Annotated in this window: 15 protein-coding genes; 13 read left to right on the top strand and 2 right to left on the bottom strand. The window is 72.1% G+C overall.

All coding sequences use genetic code 11. The features are described 5' to 3' along the window. Nucleotides 1–26: 26 nt before the first annotated feature. The 9 genes from OG386_RS14805 to mutM all read left to right on the top strand — a co-directional run bounded on the left by OG386_RS14805 (nucleotide 27) and on the right by mutM (nucleotide 9,041). Nucleotides 27–1,697, top strand: a complete 1,671-nt coding sequence (locus tag OG386_RS14805; protein ID WP_328788563.1) for a DAK2 domain-containing protein — start codon at nucleotides 27–29, stop codon at nucleotides 1,695–1,697. A 26-nt stretch (nucleotides 1,698–1,723) separates the two neighbouring features. After that, nucleotides 1,724–3,916: an ATP-dependent DNA helicase RecG gene (gene recG, locus OG386_RS14800; protein WP_328788562.1), complete on the top strand. Its 2,193-nt coding sequence runs from the start codon at nucleotides 1,724–1,726 to the stop codon at nucleotides 3,914–3,916. A 73-nt stretch (nucleotides 3,917–3,989) separates the two neighbouring features. Next, the gene (gene rsmD / locus OG386_RS14795) at nucleotides 3,990–4,568 is read left to right on the top strand and encodes a 16S rRNA (guanine(966)-N(2))-methyltransferase RsmD (protein ID WP_328788561.1); all 579 of its coding nucleotides are present in this window, start codon (nucleotides 3,990–3,992) and stop codon (nucleotides 4,566–4,568) included. 14 nt (nucleotides 4,569–4,582) lie between these two features. Beyond that, on the top strand, nucleotides 4,583–5,062 hold the full coding sequence (gene coaD, locus OG386_RS14790; RefSeq protein ID WP_327388463.1) for a pantetheine-phosphate adenylyltransferase: 480 nt from the start codon (nucleotides 4,583–4,585) through the stop codon (nucleotides 5,060–5,062). Nucleotides 5,063–5,165: 103 nt separating this feature from the next. Beyond that, complete coding sequence (locus OG386_RS14785; protein ID WP_328788560.1) at nucleotides 5,166–6,230, top strand: cell division initiation protein; 1,065 nt, start codon at nucleotides 5,166–5,168, stop codon at nucleotides 6,228–6,230. Nucleotides 6,231–6,341: 111 nt separating this feature from the next. Further along, the gene (locus tag OG386_RS14780) at nucleotides 6,342–7,010 is read left to right on the top strand and encodes a YceD family protein (RefSeq protein WP_328788559.1); all 669 of its coding nucleotides are present in this window, start codon (nucleotides 6,342–6,344) and stop codon (nucleotides 7,008–7,010) included. 2 nt (nucleotides 7,011–7,012) lie between these two features. Beyond that, nucleotides 7,013–7,186, top strand: a complete 174-nt coding sequence (rpmF, locus tag OG386_RS14775; RefSeq protein ID WP_003965982.1) for a 50S ribosomal protein L32 — start codon at nucleotides 7,013–7,015, stop codon at nucleotides 7,184–7,186. A gap of 19 nt (nucleotides 7,187–7,205) precedes the next feature. Beyond that, the gene (rnc, locus tag OG386_RS14770; protein WP_266605364.1) at nucleotides 7,206–8,054 is read left to right on the top strand and encodes a ribonuclease III; all 849 of its coding nucleotides are present in this window, start codon (nucleotides 7,206–7,208) and stop codon (nucleotides 8,052–8,054) included. A 117-nt stretch (nucleotides 8,055–8,171) separates the two neighbouring features. Then, the gene (mutM, locus tag OG386_RS14765) at nucleotides 8,172–9,041 is read left to right on the top strand and encodes a bifunctional DNA-formamidopyrimidine glycosylase/DNA-(apurinic or apyrimidinic site) lyase (RefSeq protein WP_328788558.1); all 870 of its coding nucleotides are present in this window, start codon (nucleotides 8,172–8,174) and stop codon (nucleotides 9,039–9,041) included. Here mutM and OG386_RS14760 read toward each other — a convergent pair. Further along, a complete protein-coding gene (locus OG386_RS14760; protein ID WP_328788557.1) occupies nucleotides 9,014–9,418 on the bottom strand; it encodes a winged helix-turn-helix transcriptional regulator in 405 nt (134 codons plus the stop codon). The two genes, mutM and OG386_RS14760, sit on opposite strands and share 28 nt — an antisense overlap. Before the next feature lie 127 nt (nucleotides 9,419–9,545). Between OG386_RS14760 and OG386_RS14755 the strand changes: the two genes are divergently transcribed. Further along, the gene (locus OG386_RS14755; protein ID WP_327383051.1) at nucleotides 9,546–10,157 is read left to right on the top strand and encodes a flavodoxin family protein; all 612 of its coding nucleotides are present in this window, start codon (nucleotides 9,546–9,548) and stop codon (nucleotides 10,155–10,157) included. 17 nt (nucleotides 10,158–10,174) lie between these two features. Here the strand turns inward: OG386_RS14755 and OG386_RS14750 are convergent, their stop codons facing one another. Continuing rightward, the gene (locus tag OG386_RS14750; protein ID WP_328788556.1) at nucleotides 10,175–11,182 is read right to left on the bottom strand and encodes a CAP domain-containing protein; all 1,008 of its coding nucleotides are present in this window, start codon (nucleotides 11,180–11,182) and stop codon (nucleotides 10,175–10,177) included. A gap of 135 nt (nucleotides 11,183–11,317) precedes the next feature. Here OG386_RS14750 and OG386_RS14745 point away from each other — a divergent pair, with 135 nt between their 5' ends. The 3 genes from OG386_RS14745 to OG386_RS14735 all read left to right on the top strand — a co-directional run bounded on the left by OG386_RS14745 (nucleotide 11,318) and on the right by OG386_RS14735 (nucleotide 16,131). After that, nucleotides 11,318–11,599 (top strand): acylphosphatase, encoded by a 282-nt coding sequence (locus tag OG386_RS14745; RefSeq protein WP_030012523.1) that lies wholly within the window; start codon nucleotides 11,318–11,320, stop codon nucleotides 11,597–11,599. Nucleotides 11,600–11,947: 348 nt separating this feature from the next. After that, nucleotides 11,948–12,166, top strand: coding sequence for a hypothetical protein (locus OG386_RS14740; RefSeq protein WP_030012524.1), 219 nt, complete (start codon nucleotides 11,948–11,950; stop codon nucleotides 12,164–12,166). 227 nt (nucleotides 12,167–12,393) lie between these two features. Then, nucleotides 12,394–16,131, top strand: coding sequence for an AAA family ATPase (locus OG386_RS14735; RefSeq protein ID WP_328788555.1), 3,738 nt, complete (start codon nucleotides 12,394–12,396; stop codon nucleotides 16,129–16,131). Nucleotides 16,132–16,161: the final 30 nt, after the last annotated feature.

Raw genomic sequence — 16,161 nt, 5'->3', positions numbered from 1 at the left:
CTGGCCCGCACGAGGAGGAACGCCCGGTGCCGCACGAGCCGCAGCCGCAGTCCCCTGACGAGCTCGACGCCGAAGCGGTGCGCACCTGGAGCTCGCTGGCCCTGGCCGCACTGGGCCGGGCCCGCGAGGACATCGACGCGATCAACGTCTACCCGGTCGCCGACGCCGACACCGGCACCAACCTCTACCTCACCGCCGAATCGGCCGACCGAGGCCTCGCCGAGGCCTTCCCCGAGGTGACCGACGGCACAGGGCGGACCTCCCTGGCCGAGGCCGTACGGGCCTGGGCGCACGGAGCCCTGGTGGGCGCCCGCGGGAACTCCGGGACGATCCTGGCGCAGCTGCTGCGCGGCGTGGCCGACGTACTCGGCGCCGAGCCCGCCGAGCCGGCGGAACAGGCCGGACGGGGCCCCGGCGGGCTGCTGGCCCGCGCGCTCACCCGGGCCGCGGAGGAGGCGTACGCGGCCGTCGCGCACCCGGTGGAGGGCACCATGCTCACCGTCGCCGGCGCCGCCGCCCGGGCCGGCGAGGCGGCCGGAGCCGCCGCCGGGACCGCGTCAGAGGTGGCCCGGGCCGCCTACGACGGGGCCCGCGCCGCCCTCGCCGACACCCCCGGGCAGCTCGCCGCACTGGGCCGGGCGGGAGTGGTCGACGCCGGGGGCTGCGGGCTGGTCGTCGTCTTCGGCGCCCTGTGGCAGGCCCTGTCCGGCCAGGAACCGGCCGTCGAACCGGTGCGCGGCCGCGCGGTGCCCGTCCCGTCGTCGCCGGACCCCTGCGCGCAGGAGGAGGACGGACCCGCGTACGAGGTGATCTACCTGCTGGAGGCCTCCGAGGCGGCCGTCGGCGAACTGCGCGAACGCCTCGACGGACTCGGCGACTCCCTGGTCGTGGTCGGCGGCGACGGACTGTGGAACGTCCACGTCCACGTCGACGACCCCGGCGCGGCCGTGGAGGCCGGAGTCGTGGCCGGACGGCCCTACCGGATACGGATCACCCACTTCGGGGACGAGCGCCGCCGGGCACGGGGCGAGCGCGCCCAGCGGGCCGTGGTCGCCGTCGTCCCCGGCGAGGGACTGGCCGGGCTGTGCGGGGAGGCGGGAGCGACCACCGTGCTCGTACGCCCCGGGGAGCCGCCGGCCGTGGCCGAACTGCTCGACGCCGTCCGCCGCGCGCACGCCCGCGAGGTGGTGCTGCTGCCCGGCGGCGCCGAACTGCGCGCCGCCGCGGCCGCGGCGGCCGAACAGGCCCGCGCCGAGGGCGTACGGGTGGCCGTGATCCCCACCCGGTCCGCGGTCCAGGGCCTGGCCGCCCTCGCCGTGCACGACCCCGAGGGCAGCTTCGACGAGGACGTGGTCGCCATGACGGCGGCCGCCGGCGCCACCCGGTACGGGGAACTGGCCTTCGCCGAACGGCAGTCCTTCACCTCGGCCGGCATCTGCCAGGCCGGCGACGTGCTCGGCCTCATCGACGGGGACGTCGCGGTGATCGGTTCGGGCCTGGCCGAGACCGCCGAAGCCGTCCTGGACCGGATGCTGGGCTCCGGCGGCGAACTCGTCACCCTGGTCCTGGGACCCGACGTACCGGACGCCGTCGCCGAGCGCCTGGAGGCCTACGTCCAGCAGGGCCACCTCGCGGTGGACACCGTCACCTACCGGGGCGGCCGGTACTCGGCTCCGCTCCTCGTCGGGGTGGAATAGCCGGCTTGTCAGCACCATGGTGTGCAATGGAACACGTGCCCGCGCTCGACGAAGACCTCAAGAAGACGCTCGGTCCCGCCACCGCCAAGGTGCTGGCCGAACAGCTCGGCCTGCACACGGCCCTGGACCTGCTCCACCACTACCCGCGGCGGTACGCCGAGCGCGGTGAGCTGACCTCGCTCGCCGAGCTCGCCGACCAGATCGACGAGCACGTGACCGTCGTCGCACAGGTCGCCGACGCCCGGATCCTGACCTTCAACGGGGGCCGCGGCAAGCGCCTGGAGGTGACCATCACCGACGGCAGCGGCCGCCTCCAGCTGGTCTTCTTCGGCGCCGGGGTCCACAAGCCGCACAAGGACCTGCTGCCGGGGACCCGCGCCATGTTCGCGGGCAAGGTCGGCATGTTCAACCGCAAGCTCCAGCTCTCCCACCCCGCCTACGAGCCGCTGGGCGCGGACGCCTCGGACCGGGACGCCGCGACCGCCTTCGCCAACCAGCTCATCCCGATCTACCCCGCCTGCGCCAAGATGGAGTCCTGGAAGATCGCCAAGTGCGTGGACGCGGTGCTGCCCAGCGCCCAGGACGCCGTGGACCCGCTGCCGCCCGCCCTGCGCGAGGGCCGCGGGCTGGTCCCGCTCACCGAGGCCCTGTTGAAGATCCACCGCCCGGGCACCAAGGCCGACATCGAGGACGCCCGCCAGCGCCTGAAGTGGGACGAGGCCTTCGTCCTCCAGGTCGCCCTGGCCCGCCGCCGGCACGCCGACTCCCAGCTCCCGGCCGTCCCGCGCCGCCCGGTCCCCGGCGGCCTGCTCGACTCCTTCGACGCGAAACTGCCCTTCACCCTCACCCAGGGCCAGCAGGCCGTCTCCAAGGAGATCTTCGACGACCTGGCCACCGAACACCCCATGCACCGCCTCCTTCAGGGAGAGGTCGGCTCGGGCAAGACCCTGGTCGCACTGCGGGCGATGCTCGCCGTCGTGGACAGTGGCGGGCAGGCGGCCATGCTCGCGCCCACCGAGGTGCTCGCCCAGCAGCACCACCGCTCCATCACCGAGATGATGGGAGAGCTCGCCGAAGGGGGCATGCTCGGCGGCTCCGACCGGGGCACCAAGGTGGTGCTGCTCACCGGCTCCATGGGGATGCCCGCGCGCCGCCAGGCCCTGCTCGACCTGGTCACCGGTGAGGCCGGGATCGTGATCGGCACGCACGCGCTGATCGAGGACAAGGTGCAGTTCCACGACCTCGGCCTGGTCGTCGTGGACGAGCAGCACCGTTTCGGGGTGGAGCAACGCGACGCGCTGCGGTCCAAGGGGAAGCAACCTCCGCACCTGCTGGTGATGACGGCGACCCCGATCCCGCGCACGGTCGCCATGACCGTCTTCGGCGACCTGGAGACCTCCGTCCTCGACCAGCTGCCGGCCGGGCGTTCCCCGATCGCCACGCACGTGGTGCCTTCGAAGGACAAGCCGCACTTCCTCGCGCGGGCCTGGGAACGGGTCCGCGAGGAGGTCGAGAAGGGGCACCAGGCCTATGTGGTCTGCCCGCGCATCGGGGACGGGGAGGACGATCCCAAGAAGAAGTCCGCCGAGGACGACGGCGACAAGAGGCCGCCCCTCGCGGTCGTGGAGATCGCCGAGCAGCTCACGCGCGGACCGCTGGCGGGACTGGGCGTCGAGGTGCTGCACGGCCGGATGGACCCCGCCGACAAGGACGACGTCATGCGCCGGTTCGCCGCCGGCGAGGTCAAGGTGCTGGTCGCCACCACCGTCATCGAGGTCGGGGTGAACGTCCCCAACTCCACGGTCATGGTGATCATGGATGCGGACCGGTTCGGCGTCTCCCAGCTCCACCAGCTGCGCGGCCGCGTCGGCCGGGGCTCCGCGCCCGGTCTGTGCCTGCTGGTCAGCGAAATGCACGAGGCCAGCCCCGCCCGGGCCCGACTGGCCGCCGTCGCCGCCACCCTCGACGGCTTCGAACTCTCCCGGATCGACCTGGAACAGCGCCGCGAGGGCGATGTGCTCGGCCAGGCCCAGTCCGGGGTCCGCTCCTCGCTGCGCATGCTCGCCGTCATCGAGGACGAGGAGGTCATCGCCCAGGCGCGGGAGGAGGCCACCCGCGTCGTCGCCGAGGACCCCGCGCTGGAACACCTGCCGGGTCTGCGGACCGCGCTGGACGCCCTGCTGGACACCGAGCGCGAGCAGTACCTGGAGAAGGGCTGAGCGGCACGACCTATCGTTGGAGTGCCGCGGCAGCGCCGGGGCACCCCCCTACCGCCGTACCGAAGGACCCCAGATGACCCGCGTGATCGCCGGCAGCGCCGGCGGGCGACGGCTGGCCGTGCCCCCCGGCACCGGCACCCGGCCGACCTCGGACCGGATGCGCGAAGGCCTCTTCTCGACCTGGGAGTCGCTGCACGGCGTCGAAGGGGCCCGGGTGCTCGACCTGTACGGCGGCTCCGGCGCCGTCGGCCTGGAATCCCTCTCCCGGGGCGCGGCCCACACCCTGCTCGTCGAGGCCGACGCCAAGGCCGCCAAGGCGATCCGGGACAACATCCGGACGCTGGGCCTGCCCGGCGCGGAATTCCGCGCGGGCAAGGCCGAGCAGATCGTGGCGGCCCGGCCCGCGGGGGACCCGTACGACATCGTCTTCCTGGATCCGCCGTACGCGGTGGACAGCGCGGACCTGCGGGAGATCCTCCTCACACTCCGGTCCAATGGCTGGATCACCGGCGATGCGCTCGTCACCGTGGAACGCAGCACCAGGAGCGGCGCCTTCCCGTGGCCCGAGGGCTTCGAGCCGCTCCGATCGCGCAAGTACGGCGAGGGCACCCTTTGGTACGGCCGCGCCGCTTTCACCAGCGAAGAATCATGAACGAGGGAGTTCAGTTGCGACGCGCCGTCTGTCCGGGGTCCTTCGACCCCATCACCAACGGACACCTCGACATCATCGGACGCGCCTCCAGGCTCTACGACGTCGTGCACGTCGCGGTGATGATCAACCCGTCGAAGCAGGGCCTGTTCACCGTCGAGGAGCGGCTCGAGCTGATCCGCGAGGCGACGGCCGACTACGGCAACATCGAGGTCGAGGCCTTCCACGGGCTGCTCGTCGACTTCTGCAAGCAGCGGGACATCCCGGCCATCGTCAAGGGCCTGCGCGCGGTCAGCGACTTCGACTACGAGCTTCAGATGGCCCAGATGAACATGGGCCTGTCGGGCGTCGAGACGCTGTTCGTCCCGACCAACCCCGCCTACAGCTTCCTGTCCTCCACGCTGGTCAAGGAGGTCGCGGCCTGGGGCGGCGACGTCGCCCACCTGCTGCCGGCGAACGTCCACGCGGCGCTCCGGGAGAGGCTGCGCAACCGCTGATCGCCTGACGGGGCGTCAGGCTGTGTCGGGGGCCCGCCCGGTGGCCGTACAGTCGTCCCGTCCGTCTCAGGAACCGCCTGAGGCCGAGAGAGTGCGAGCCCCCATGGACGTGCAGAAGAAGCTCGACGAGATCGTCGCGGCCGTCGGCGGCGCCCGGTCCATGCCCATGTCGGCCTCCTGCGTGATCAACCGCGCCGAGCTCCTGGAGCAGCTCGAAGAGGTGCGCCAGGCGCTGCCCGGCTCGCTCGCCCAGGCCCAGGAGCTCATCGGCGGCCGCGAGCAGATGGTCGAGGAGGCCCGCCGGGAGGCGGAGCGGATCATCGACGCGGCCCACAACCAGCGCGGTTCGCTGATCTCCGACACCGAGATCGCGCGGCGCTCCCAGGCCGAGGCGGACCGGATCCTGGAGGAGGCCCGTCGGGAGGCCGAGGAGATCCGGGCCGAGGCCGACGACTACGTCGACAGCAAGCTCGCGAACTTCGAGGTCGTGCTGACCAAGACCATCGGTTCGGTGGACCGGGGCCGGGAGAAGCTCCTGGGCCGCGGCCCGGGTCTGGACGAGCACGGCTACCCGGACATGGACGCGCCCGAGCGCAGCCACGACCCCGAGACGCAGCGGCAGCAGGCGGACGCCTACGTGGACACCAAGCTGGCGACCTTCGAGGCGGTGCTCTCCAAGACCCTGGAGGCCGTGGGCCGCGGCCGCCAGAAGCTGCTGGGCCGGGTCCCGACGGACGACCTGGGCGTGCACATGGCCGCCCAGGACGCGGTGGGCGGACAGCAGTCCCGCTCGGCGAGCGACTCGGACTTCCTGGCGGGCCTGGCGGAGCCGGAGCCGCTGCACCCGCAGGCGCCGATCCCGGCACAGGCGGAGCCCGTGTACGACACGTACGGCTACCAGCAGCCCGCCCAGCCCGCCGCCCAGCAGCAGGACGCCTACTCCTACCAGGACCCGTACGGCGGCTACCAGCAGCAGTCGGACCCGTACTCCACCGCGGGCGGCGGCTCCACCGGAGCGGCCTACGCCGCGCACTACGACGCGCAGCAGCCCGATCCCTACGCCGCGTACCAGCCGCAGGCCCAGCAGCCCGCGCTCGACGAGACCAGCCTCTTCGACACGAGCATGATCAACCTGGACCAGCTGCGCCAGTACGAACAGGGGCGCTAGGGCCGGATTGGGCGCTGGGCGCCGCTGCGGGTATCCTGGCTCTTCGGTCGCGCGTATGCACCGCGATCCATGCTGCCCTAGTGCGGCGGAATTTTTGATCTTCAGCGATCTGTGAAAGCAGGAACGGCCCTGAATACCCGCCTCGACCACCGCAACCCCCTCGTGTTCGACACGCACGAGCTGGGCCGGCGTCCTGGTGCCATGCAGCGGCTGTCCCGTGAGATCGCGGCACCGGCGGACTTCGGTCTCGTCGGCGTCATCGGAGTGCCGGAAGGCGCGCCGGTGAAGCTCAGCCTCCGCCTGGAGTCGGTCATGGAAGGGGTGCTTGTCACAGGCACCGCCCGTGCGTCGGCCGTAGGGGAGTGCGTAAGGTGTCTGGAGTCCGTCGAGCGCGAGCTCAAGGCGGACTTCCAGGAGATGTTCTCGTACCCTGACGCCGACGACCGGAGCCGCTCCAAGGCGGAACCGGCCGACGACGCCGAGGACGACGAGGACACGCTCTTCCTCGAGGACGGTTTGTTCGACCTCGAACCCGTGCTGCGGGATGTGGTGGTGCTCGCACTGCCCATGCAGCCGGTGTGCCGGGAGGACTGTCTCGGACTGTGCCCCGATTGCGGGCTCAGCCTGAACGACGACCCGGACCACCACCATGACGCCCTCGACATCCGTTGGGCGGCATTGCAAGGACTCGTCGTGACCGATCAGGACGGCGAGAAGGACAACATGAGCGGCACTGCCTCTGACGGAGTTCAGGGCGCCGCCGAGAAGCAGGAGAAGTAGCCGTGGCTGTTCCGAAGCGGAAGATGTCGCGCAGCAACACGCGCCACCGCCGGTCGCAGTGGAAGGCTGCGGTCCCCACCCTGGTTTCGTGCGAGCGTTGCCAGGAGCCGAAGCTCCAGCACATTGCGTGCCCGAGCTGCGGCACCTACAACAAGCGCCAGGTCCTCGAGGTCTGAGCGGCTGGTGAGAGGCGCAATGTCTGAGCTGTCCAACGCTGAGAAGCAGGCAGACAGTAACAACGCGGCCTCGTCCCACACGCTTCTGGAAGGGCGGCTCGGGTACCAACTCGAGTCCGCCCTTCTGGTGCGTGCGCTGACCCACCGCTCGTACGCGTACGAGAACGGCGGTCTGCCCACCAACGAACGCCTGGAGTTCCTCGGGGACTCCGTGCTGGGCCTGGTGGTCACGGACACGCTGTACACGACCCACCCGGATCTCCCCGAAGGCCAGCTGGCCAAGCTTCGGGCCGCGGTGGTCAACTCGCGTGCACTGGCGGAGGTCGGACGCGGCCTCGAACTCGGCTCCTTCATCCGGCTCGGCCGGGGCGAAGAGGGCACGGGAGGCCGGGACAAGGCCTCCATCCTCGCCGACACCCTTGAAGCGGTGATCGGCGCGGTCTATCTCGATCAGGGCCTCGACGCGGCCTCGGAGCTGGTTCACCGGCTCTTCGACCCGCTCATCGAGAAGTCCTCGAACCTCGGGGCCGGCCTGGACTGGAAGACCAGTCTCCAGGAACTCACGGCGGCCGAAGGCCTTGGCGTGCCCGAGTACCTGGTCTCCGAGACCGGTCCGGACCACGAGAAGACCTTCACTGCTGCCGCTCGCGTCGGTGGTGTCTCGTACGGCACCGGCACCGGCCGCAGCAAGAAGGAAGCGGAACAGCAGGCCGCGGAGTCCGCATGGCGCGGGATCCGTGCCGCCGCGGACGAGCGGACTGCGGCCGCGGCAGCCGCCGCGACCGCCGGTCCGGCCGGAGTCCCGGCTTCGGCCGGGAACGAGAACGGCGGGGTGCCGACGCCCGCCGACTCGGCGCCGGACGCCTGACCCTTCCTTCGGGACGTAACCGCCCGCTCCTGCCTCGCAGGGGCGGGCGGCTGTCGTTTCCGGGCGGGCCGGTACGCTCGCCGGGAGCATCAGATCCACTCCCACCGGAGGTGCCCCGTGCCCGAGTTGCCCGAAGTCGAAGTCGTACGGCGGGGGCTGGAGCGCTGGGTGGCGGGGCGGACCGTCGAGGCCGTCGAGGTCCTGCACCCGCGGGCCGTCCGGCGCCATCCGGGCGGCGGGGCCGACTTCGCGGCGCGACTGCGCGGGGAGACCATCGGGGCGGCGCAGCGGCGCGGGAAGTACCTGTGGCTGCCGCTGGAGGGCCGCGACCTGTCCGTCCTCGGGCATCTCGGGATGAGCGGGCAGCTGCTGGTGCAGCCGCAGGACGCCCCCGACGAGAAGCACCTGCGGATCCGGGTGCGCTTCGACGACGACGCCGGGACGGAGCTGCGCTTCGTGGACCAGCGGACCTTCGGCGGCCTCTCGCTGCACGAGGTCGCCGCCGACAGCACCGACGGGCTGCCCGACGTGATCGCGCACATCGCGCGCGACCCCCTGGACCCGTTGTTCGATGAGGGCGCCTACCACCTCGCGCTGCGCGCCAAGCGGACCACCATCAAGCGGGCGCTGCTGGACCAGTCCCTGATCAGCGGGGTCGGCAACATCTACGCGGACGAGGCGCTGTGGCGCGCCAAGCTGCACTACGAGCGCCCCACCGCCCATCTCACGCGCCCGCGGAGCGCGGAACTCCTCGGCCATGCCCGGGACGTCATGAACGCCGCCCTCGCGGTCGGCGGCACCAGCTTCGACAGCCTCTACGTCAACGTGAACGGGGAGTCGGGCTACTTCGACCGTTCGCTCGATGCCTACGGGCGCGAGGACGAACCCTGCCGGCGCTGCGGCACGCCGATGCGGCGCCGGCCGTGGATGAACCGGTCGAGCTACTTCTGCCCGCGCTGTCAGCGGCCGCCGCGCGTGGCGTCGTAGGACTGTCGGGCACCCAGTACCGCCGGCATGTTCCCCTCCAGGCAGTGGATGAGAGCGAGCAGCCGGTCCGCGACCTCGACGCCGAGCGGGGTCAGTTCGTAGTCGACGCGCGGCGGGTTCGTGGGCTGCGCCTCGCGGTGGACGATGCCGTCGCGCTCCAGCGCGTGCAGGGTCTGGGAGAGCATCTTCTCGCTCACGCCCTCCACCCGGCGGCGCAGCTCGTTGAAGCGGCACGAGCCCTCGCGCAGGGCGCCCACGGTGAGGCTGCCCCAGCGGCCGGTGACGTGTTCGAGCGTTTCCCGGGACGGGCAGGCGCGCGCGAAGACATCGAACGGTTGTTCCATCTCGGCGGCATCGGTACAGGCGGGGTTCTCCATGCGGATCAGCGTACTCCTCGGCAGCGCTAACTCGAGGGTTGCGCTTTCTAAAAGTTAGTGGTTGTCTTTCTTTCGTCGCACCACGTCCTGTGCCGCGACGAGAGTTTTCCCGAGGGAGAGATCAGCCTTGTCCGCAATCACGCACACCCCCGTCGTCTCGATCGCCTACCACTCCGGCTACGGCCACACCGCCGTCGTCGCCGAGGCGGTCCGCAGCGGCGCCGTGGAAGCCGGGGCGACCGTTCACCTGATCAAGGTCGACGAGATCGACGACGCCCAGTGGGAGCTGCTCGACGCCTCCGACGCGATCGTCTTCGGATCGCCGACGTACATGGGCACCGCCTCCGGCGCCTTCCACGTCTTCGCCGAGGCCTCCTCGAAGCGCTGGTTCGGCGACGCCTGGCAGGACAAGGTGGCGGCCGGCTTCACGAACTCCGCGTCCAAGAGCGGCGACAAGCTGCACACCCTGCAGTTCTTCCAGATCCTGGCCGCGCAGCACGGCATGAGCTGGGTCAACCTGGGTCTGAAGCCGGGCTGGAACTCCAGCACGGCCTCCGAGAACGACCTGAACCGTCTCGGCTTCTTCGCCGGTGCCGCTGCCCAGACCAACTCCGACGAGGGTGCGGACGCGGTCCACAAGGCCGACATCGCGACCGCCGAGCACCTGGGCCGCCGCGTCACCGAGCAGACCCGCATCGTCGTCGCGGGCCGCGCGGCCCTGGCGGCCGCCGCGGTCTGAGCCCCAGCGGGCTCGACTCAGAAACCGAAGTCCTGGGTCCACCAGGGGCCGCCGGCGGCGAGGTGGACACCGACGCCCAGGGTGCGGAACTCGCAGTTGAGGATGTTCGCCTTGTGGTCCGGGCTGTTCATCCAGGCCTTCATCACGGCCTCGGCGTCACCCTGGCCGCGGGCTATGTTCTCGCCGCCGAGGCCCGAGATGCCGGCCTTGGTGGCGCGGTCCCAGGGGGTGTTGCCCTCGGGGTCCTCGTGGCTGAAGAAACCACGGGTGGCCATGTCCAGGCTGAAGGCCCCGGCCAGCGACGCGAGCGGCGGATTGGCCCGGACCGGGCCGCACCCGGCCAGCGCGCGCTCCTGGTTCACCAGGTCGACGACGGCGGCCTCCTCCGCGGAGTGGCCGTCCAGGGGCGGGCGGGGCTCGGGGGTGGCCGACTTCGACGGCGCCGGGGCCGGGGCCCGGCTCGTGGTGGGTGCCGGGGCGGTCGGCGCGGCGGGCACCGCGGGCGCGGCCGGGCTCGTGCGCGGGGCCTTGGCGGACGGGGCCTTGGTGGACGGGGCAGGCGTCGCCGAGGGGGCGGGGGCCGTGCTCCGCGCGGCCGACGGCGAGGCGGAAGCGGAAGCCGATGCGGACGGCGATGCGGACGGCGAGGGCGAGGCGCTCGGGGAGCCGCTCGGCGAGGGGCTCGGGGAAGCGGACGCCGGCGGGGAGGCCGGGGTCGACGGCTTCGGGGACGAGCTGCCCGCTCCGGTGCCGGCGGAGGCGCGGCCGGACAGGTTCACGAGGCCGTTCTGCTGCTGCAGGGACGTGTCGGGGGTGGACGGGGCCTTGGCCCTGGCCGCCGTGGTGGGGGCGTCCGTACCGCTGACACCCACATAGGGGAAGGAGCTGCCGACCGGGACCATGCCGGTGGTGACGGCCGCGGTGCCGAGGGCAACGGCCACCGAGATGCCCAGCAGACCGGTGCGCAGGGCGGTGCCGCGCTTGCCGCCGCTGTGCGGCGCGGCGGGGAGTCGGTGACGGCCCATCGGAGCGTGCCTTCCTTGCCGGGTGAAGATCATCCCTTACCCACCCAAATGGGTGAGTTCATTGCTGCGCGACTGTACGCCATGGGGCCAGGGGGGCGATGTGTCCCAATGTGCTCGCCCGGTTAGCGTTCACGCATGAATGAAGACGTCCGTCTGACCGCCTGGGTGCGCGGCCGTGTGCAGGGAGTGGGCTTCCGCTGGTTCACCAGGGAGAACGCCTTGGAGATCGGTGGGGTCGTCGGCTTCGCGCTCAACCTCGACGACGGGCGAGTGCAGGTGGTCGCCGAAGGTCAACGTGAGAATTGCCACCGGCTGCTCGACTGGTTGCGCTCCTCCGACACGCCCGGCCGGGTGGACGGAGTGACAGAGATCTGGGGCACACCGCGCGGTGGCTACGACGGATTCGGGATGCGATGACCGATCGACTGATCATGCACTCATCACATCTCTGATCGTCCGCACATGGTCGGAACTGCGCATTCGTCGTCGACGCGTTGCCGACGCGGACGATCCGTGGAAGGCTCGAAGGTGAGGATGATCTCCACGCCCCTTGCGGGGGCCGGGGTGCCCGCCGATACGGGGCGTGATCGTGTTGACCGTCAAACTTTTTGGTGAGACGCTGGAAGCCCCGCGCACCTGAGCTGTTTGGCAGTGTTGGCAGTAGTAAGCGCAGTGACTGTCAGTCGCTGCCGGACATCCGCGGGTGCGATTCCCTCACGACCCACACCGCTTCGGTCGGTCACTCAGTGTGGAGGACCATCCATCATGGCAAAGGCGCTTCTCGGTTACGTCGGCGGTTCCGACCCGCGACTCCTCGCCGAGATGCGACGGCTTCAGCAGCGCGTCCAGGACCTCGAGTCCGAGCTCGTACGGATTCAGTCCGAAAATGACGCGCTGAACGCGGCCGCCGCTCAGCACGACGGAGACTCGCTGCTCGGCAGCATCGACATCGACGTACCCCAGGCGGAGCCTGCGCTCACCTGACCCGCGCTTCACTCGTTGCTCGACTCCAGCCCCGCATGATCTGCAAGGGACGCTTCGGCGTCCCTTCTTTCTTTCCTCGCGCTCTTCCCCGCCCCTTCCCCCGCCTTCTTTCCCCGACCGCCGCCCCACGGACCACAGGGCCAGGTGGGGGGCCTGATCCCATTGGCGTCAGTTGTGCCCACCACCTTCATGGGTGAAACCGAACGCGAAAGGTAGAGTCCGGCGGCGTGCACCTCAAGTCCCTGACCCTGCGTGGCTTCAAATCCTTCGCGTCCGCCACCACCTTGCGCTTCGAGCCCGGAATCACCTGTGTCGTGGGCCCCAACGGCTCCGGCAAGTCCAATGTGGTGGACGCACTGTCCTGGGTCATGGGCGAACAGGGGGCCAAGTCCCTGCGCGGCGGGAAGATGGAAGACGTCATCTTCGCCGGGACCACCGGGCGTCCGCCGCTCGGACGGGCGGAGGTGTCCCTGACCATCGACAACTCCGACGGCGCGCTGCCCATCGACTACGCCGAAGTCACCATCACCCGGATCATGTTCCGCGGCGGCAGCAGCGAGTACCAGATCAACGGCGACACCTGCCGCCTGCTCGACATCCAGGAACTGCTCTCCGACTCCGGCATCGGCCGCGAGATGCACGTCATCGTCGGACAGGGCCAACTGGACTCCGTACTGCACGCCGATCCCATGGGCCGCCGCGCCTTCATCGAGGAGGCGGCCGGCGTGCTCAAGCACCGCAAGCGCAAGGAGAAGGCGCTGCGGAAGCTGGACGCGATGCAGGCCAATCTCGCGCGCGTCCAGGACCTGGGCGACGAGCTGCGGCGCCAGCTCAAGCCCCTGGGACGGCAGGCGGCGGTCGCCCGGCGCGCGGCGGTGATCCAGGCGGACCTGCGCGACGCGCGGCTGCGGCTGCTCGCCGACGACCTGGTCGTACTGCGGCGCGCCCTCGACGCGGAGATCGCGGACGAGGCGGCGCTCAAGGAGCGCAAGGAGGCCGCCGAGGCCCAGCTCGCGGGCGCCGTGCGGCGCGAGGCGGAGCTGGAGGAGGCGGTACGGGAACTCGTACCGCGGCTGCAGCGGGCGCAGCAGACCTGGTACGAGCTGTCGCAGCTCGCCGAACGCGTCCGGGGGACCGCCTCCTTGGCGGACGCTCGGGTCAAGAGCGCCTCGGCTCCGGTCGAGGAGGAGCGGCGTGGTCGCGATCCCGAGGAGTTGGAACGGGAGGCCGCACGGATCCGCGAGCAGGAGGCGGAACTGACGGCGGCTCTGGAGGCCGCCTCGCGGGCGCTGGAGGACACGTCCGAGCACCGGGCGGAGCTGGAGCGGGCGCTGGCCGAGGAGGAACGCCGACTGCGGGACGCCGCGCGGGCCATCGCCGACCGGCGCGAGGGACTGGCCCGGCTGACCGGGCGGCTCGGCGCGGCCCGCTCCCGTGCGGGCGCGGCGCAGGCCGAGATCGACCGGCTCGTCGCGGCGCGGGACGCGGCGCAGTCCCGGGCCGCCGCCGCGCAGGAGGAGTACGAGGCGCTGGCCGAGGAGGTCGGCGGGCTCGACGACCCGTCGGCCGATACGGACCACGAGCGCGCGCGGGAACGGCTGGCGCGGGCGGAGGCGGAACTGTCCGCCGCCCGGGAGGACCTGTCCGGGGCGGAGCGCTCGCGGGCGGCCGTCTCGGCGCGCCGGGACGCGCTGGCGCTGGGGCTGCGCCGCAAGGACGGTACGGGCGCACTGCTCGCGGCGCGGGAGCGGCTGGCCGGGCTGCTGGGACCGGCGGCGCAGCGGCTGTCGGTGGCCCCCGGGTACGAGGTCGCCGTGGCCGCCGCACTGGGCTCGGCCGCGGACGCGCTTGCGGTTGCTTCCCCGGGGGCGGCTGCGGAGGCGATCCGCCACCTCCGTGAGGCGGACGCGGGCCGCGCCACCCTGCTGATCGCCCCGATGGCACCCGCCCTCCCGGGCCAGGGCGCGGCCGGCCCCGCGGCCGGGGCAGGGGGAGCCGGATCCGGGGGAGCGGTCCCCCATCCGGCCCCCTCCCGGGACGGAGATCTGCCCGCCCGCGCACCCGCACCGCACCTGCCGGCGAACGCGGGTACGTCCGCCCCGGCATGGGCATCGACTTCGCAGCAGCAGCAGCAGCAGCAGGCGGGCGGCGGACCGGCTGGCGCCCCCGTACCCGCCGCCGGGCTGGTCGGCGGGGACGCGGAGGCGCGGCGGGCCGTGGAGTGGGTGCTGCGGGACCACGTCGTGGTCGGAACCCTCGACGAGGCCGAGGCGTTGGTCGCGGAGCGGCCCGAGGCGGTGGCCGTGACCCTCGACGGCGATGTGCTCGGGGCGCACCTCGCGCACGGCGGTTCAGCCGGGGCACCCAGCCTGATCGAGGTGCAGGCGGCCGTCGACGAGGCCGCGGGCGAGCTGGCCCGGCTGGGCGTGCGCTGCGAGGAGCTCGCCGGGGCCCGGGCGGCCGCCCAGGCGCGCCGCGAGGACGCGGCCGCCCTGGTCGAGGAGCTCGCCGAGCGGCGGCGCGCCGCGGAAGCGGCCCGGGCCGGGGTCGCCCAGCAGCTCGGGCGGCTCGCCGGACAGGCGAAGGGCGCCGCGGGCGAGGCCGAACGCAGCGCCGCCGCCGCGGCCAGGGCCCAGGACGCCCTGGAGCAGGCGCTGGCCGAGGTGGAGGAGTGCGCCGAGCGGCTCGCGACCGCCGAGGAGATGCCGGTGGACGAGGAGCCGGACGGCTCCCGGCGGGATCGGCTCGCGGCCGACGGGGCCAACGCCCGGCAGACCGAGATGGAGGCCCGGCTGCAGCTGAGGACCCTTGAGGAGCGGGTCAAGGGGCTGGCCGGACGGGCGGATTCACTCGATCGCGCGGCCCGTGCGGAACGCGAGGCCCGGACCCGCGCCGAGCGGCGCCGGGCCCGGCTGCGGCACGAGGCGGAGGTGGCCCGCGCGGTGGCCGACGGGTCCCGGCAGCTCCTCGCGCACGTGGAGGTGTCGCTCGGCAGGGCCGACGAGGAGCGGGTGGCGGCCGAACGGGCGAAGGGCCTCGCCGAGCGGGAGCTCGGCGAGGCGCGCAACCGCGGCCGGGAACTGAAGGGGGAGCTGGACAAGCTCACCGACTCGGTCCACCGCGGCGAGGTGCTCGGGGCCGAGCAGCGGCTGCGCATCGAGGCGCTGGAGGCCAAGTCGCTGGAGGAGTTCGGCATGGCGGCTGTCGGGCTGGTCGCGGAGTACGGCCCCGACCAGCCGGTGCCCCCGTCCCCGGCCGCCGAGGGCGAGGTGCTGCCGGAGGATCCGCAGGACCCGCGCAACCGCCCAGGCCCCTTCGTCCGGGCGCAGCAGGAGAAGCGGCTCAAGGTCGCCGAGCGCGCCTACCAGCAGCTCGGCAAGGTCAACCCGCTCGCGCTGGAGGAGTTCGCGGCACTGGAGGAGCGCCACCAGTTCCTCAGCGAGCAGCTGGAGGATCTCCGTAAGACGAGAGCCGATCTCCTTCAAGTCGTGAAGGAGGTCGACCAGCGCGTCGAGCAGGTCTTCACCGAGGCCTACCGGGATACGGCCCGGGAGTTCGAGGGGGTGTTCTCGCGCCTGTTCCCCGGCGGCGAGGGCCGGCTGATCCTCACCGACCCCGACAACATGCTGACCACCGGCGTCGACGTGGAGGCCCGTCCGCCGGGCAAGAAGGTCAAGCGGCTGTCGCTGCTCTCGGGCGGCGAGCGCTCGCTGACCGCCGTGGCCCTGCTGGTGTCCATCTTCAAGGCGCGCCCCAGCCCGTTCTACGTGATGGACGAGGTCGAGGCCGCGCTCGACGACACCAATCTGCAGCGGCTCATCCGGATCATGGAGGAGCTGCAGGAGAGCTCGCAGCTGATCGTCATCACGCACCAGAAGCGGACGATGGAGGTCGCGGACGCGCTCTACGGCGTCTCGATGCAGGGGGACGGGGTCTCCAAGGTCATCAGCCAACGGCTCCGCTGAGCGCCATAGATTCAAGAAGTGAATTCAATG

The organism is Streptomyces sp. NBC_00273, assembly GCF_036178145.1.
Taxonomy (GTDB): domain Bacteria; phylum Actinomycetota; class Actinomycetes; order Streptomycetales; family Streptomycetaceae; genus Streptomyces.
Note: the sequence above shows the minus strand (reverse complement) of the source record. Positions and strands in the feature narration are given on the sequence as shown.

What these genes read in the sequence shown, in the direction of transcription:
- rnc (WP_266605364.1), top strand. Translation starts at nt 7,206, where the DNA reads ATGTCTGAGCTGTCCAACGCTGAGAAGCAGGCAGACAGTAACAACGCG.
- OG386_RS14785 (WP_328788560.1), top strand. Translation starts at nt 5,166, where the DNA reads ATGGACGTGCAGAAGAAGCTCGACGAGATCGTCGCGGCCGTCGGCGGC.
- recG (WP_328788562.1), top strand. Translation starts at nt 1,724, where the DNA reads ATGGAACACGTGCCCGCGCTCGACGAAGACCTCAAGAAGACGCTCGGT.
- OG386_RS14745 (WP_030012523.1), top strand. Translation starts at nt 11,318, where the DNA reads ATGAATGAAGACGTCCGTCTGACCGCCTGGGTGCGCGGCCGTGTGCAG.
- rsmD (WP_328788561.1), top strand. Translation starts at nt 3,990, where the DNA reads ATGACCCGCGTGATCGCCGGCAGCGCCGGCGGGCGACGGCTGGCCGTG.
- OG386_RS14760 (WP_328788557.1), bottom strand. Translation starts at nt 9,418, where the DNA reads ATGGAGAACCCCGCCTGTACCGATGCCGCCGAGATGGAACAACCGTTC.
- OG386_RS14750 (WP_328788556.1), bottom strand. Translation starts at nt 11,182, where the DNA reads ATGGGCCGTCACCGACTCCCCGCCGCGCCGCACAGCGGCGGCAAGCGC.
- OG386_RS14740 (WP_030012524.1), top strand. Translation starts at nt 11,948, where the DNA reads ATGGCAAAGGCGCTTCTCGGTTACGTCGGCGGTTCCGACCCGCGACTC.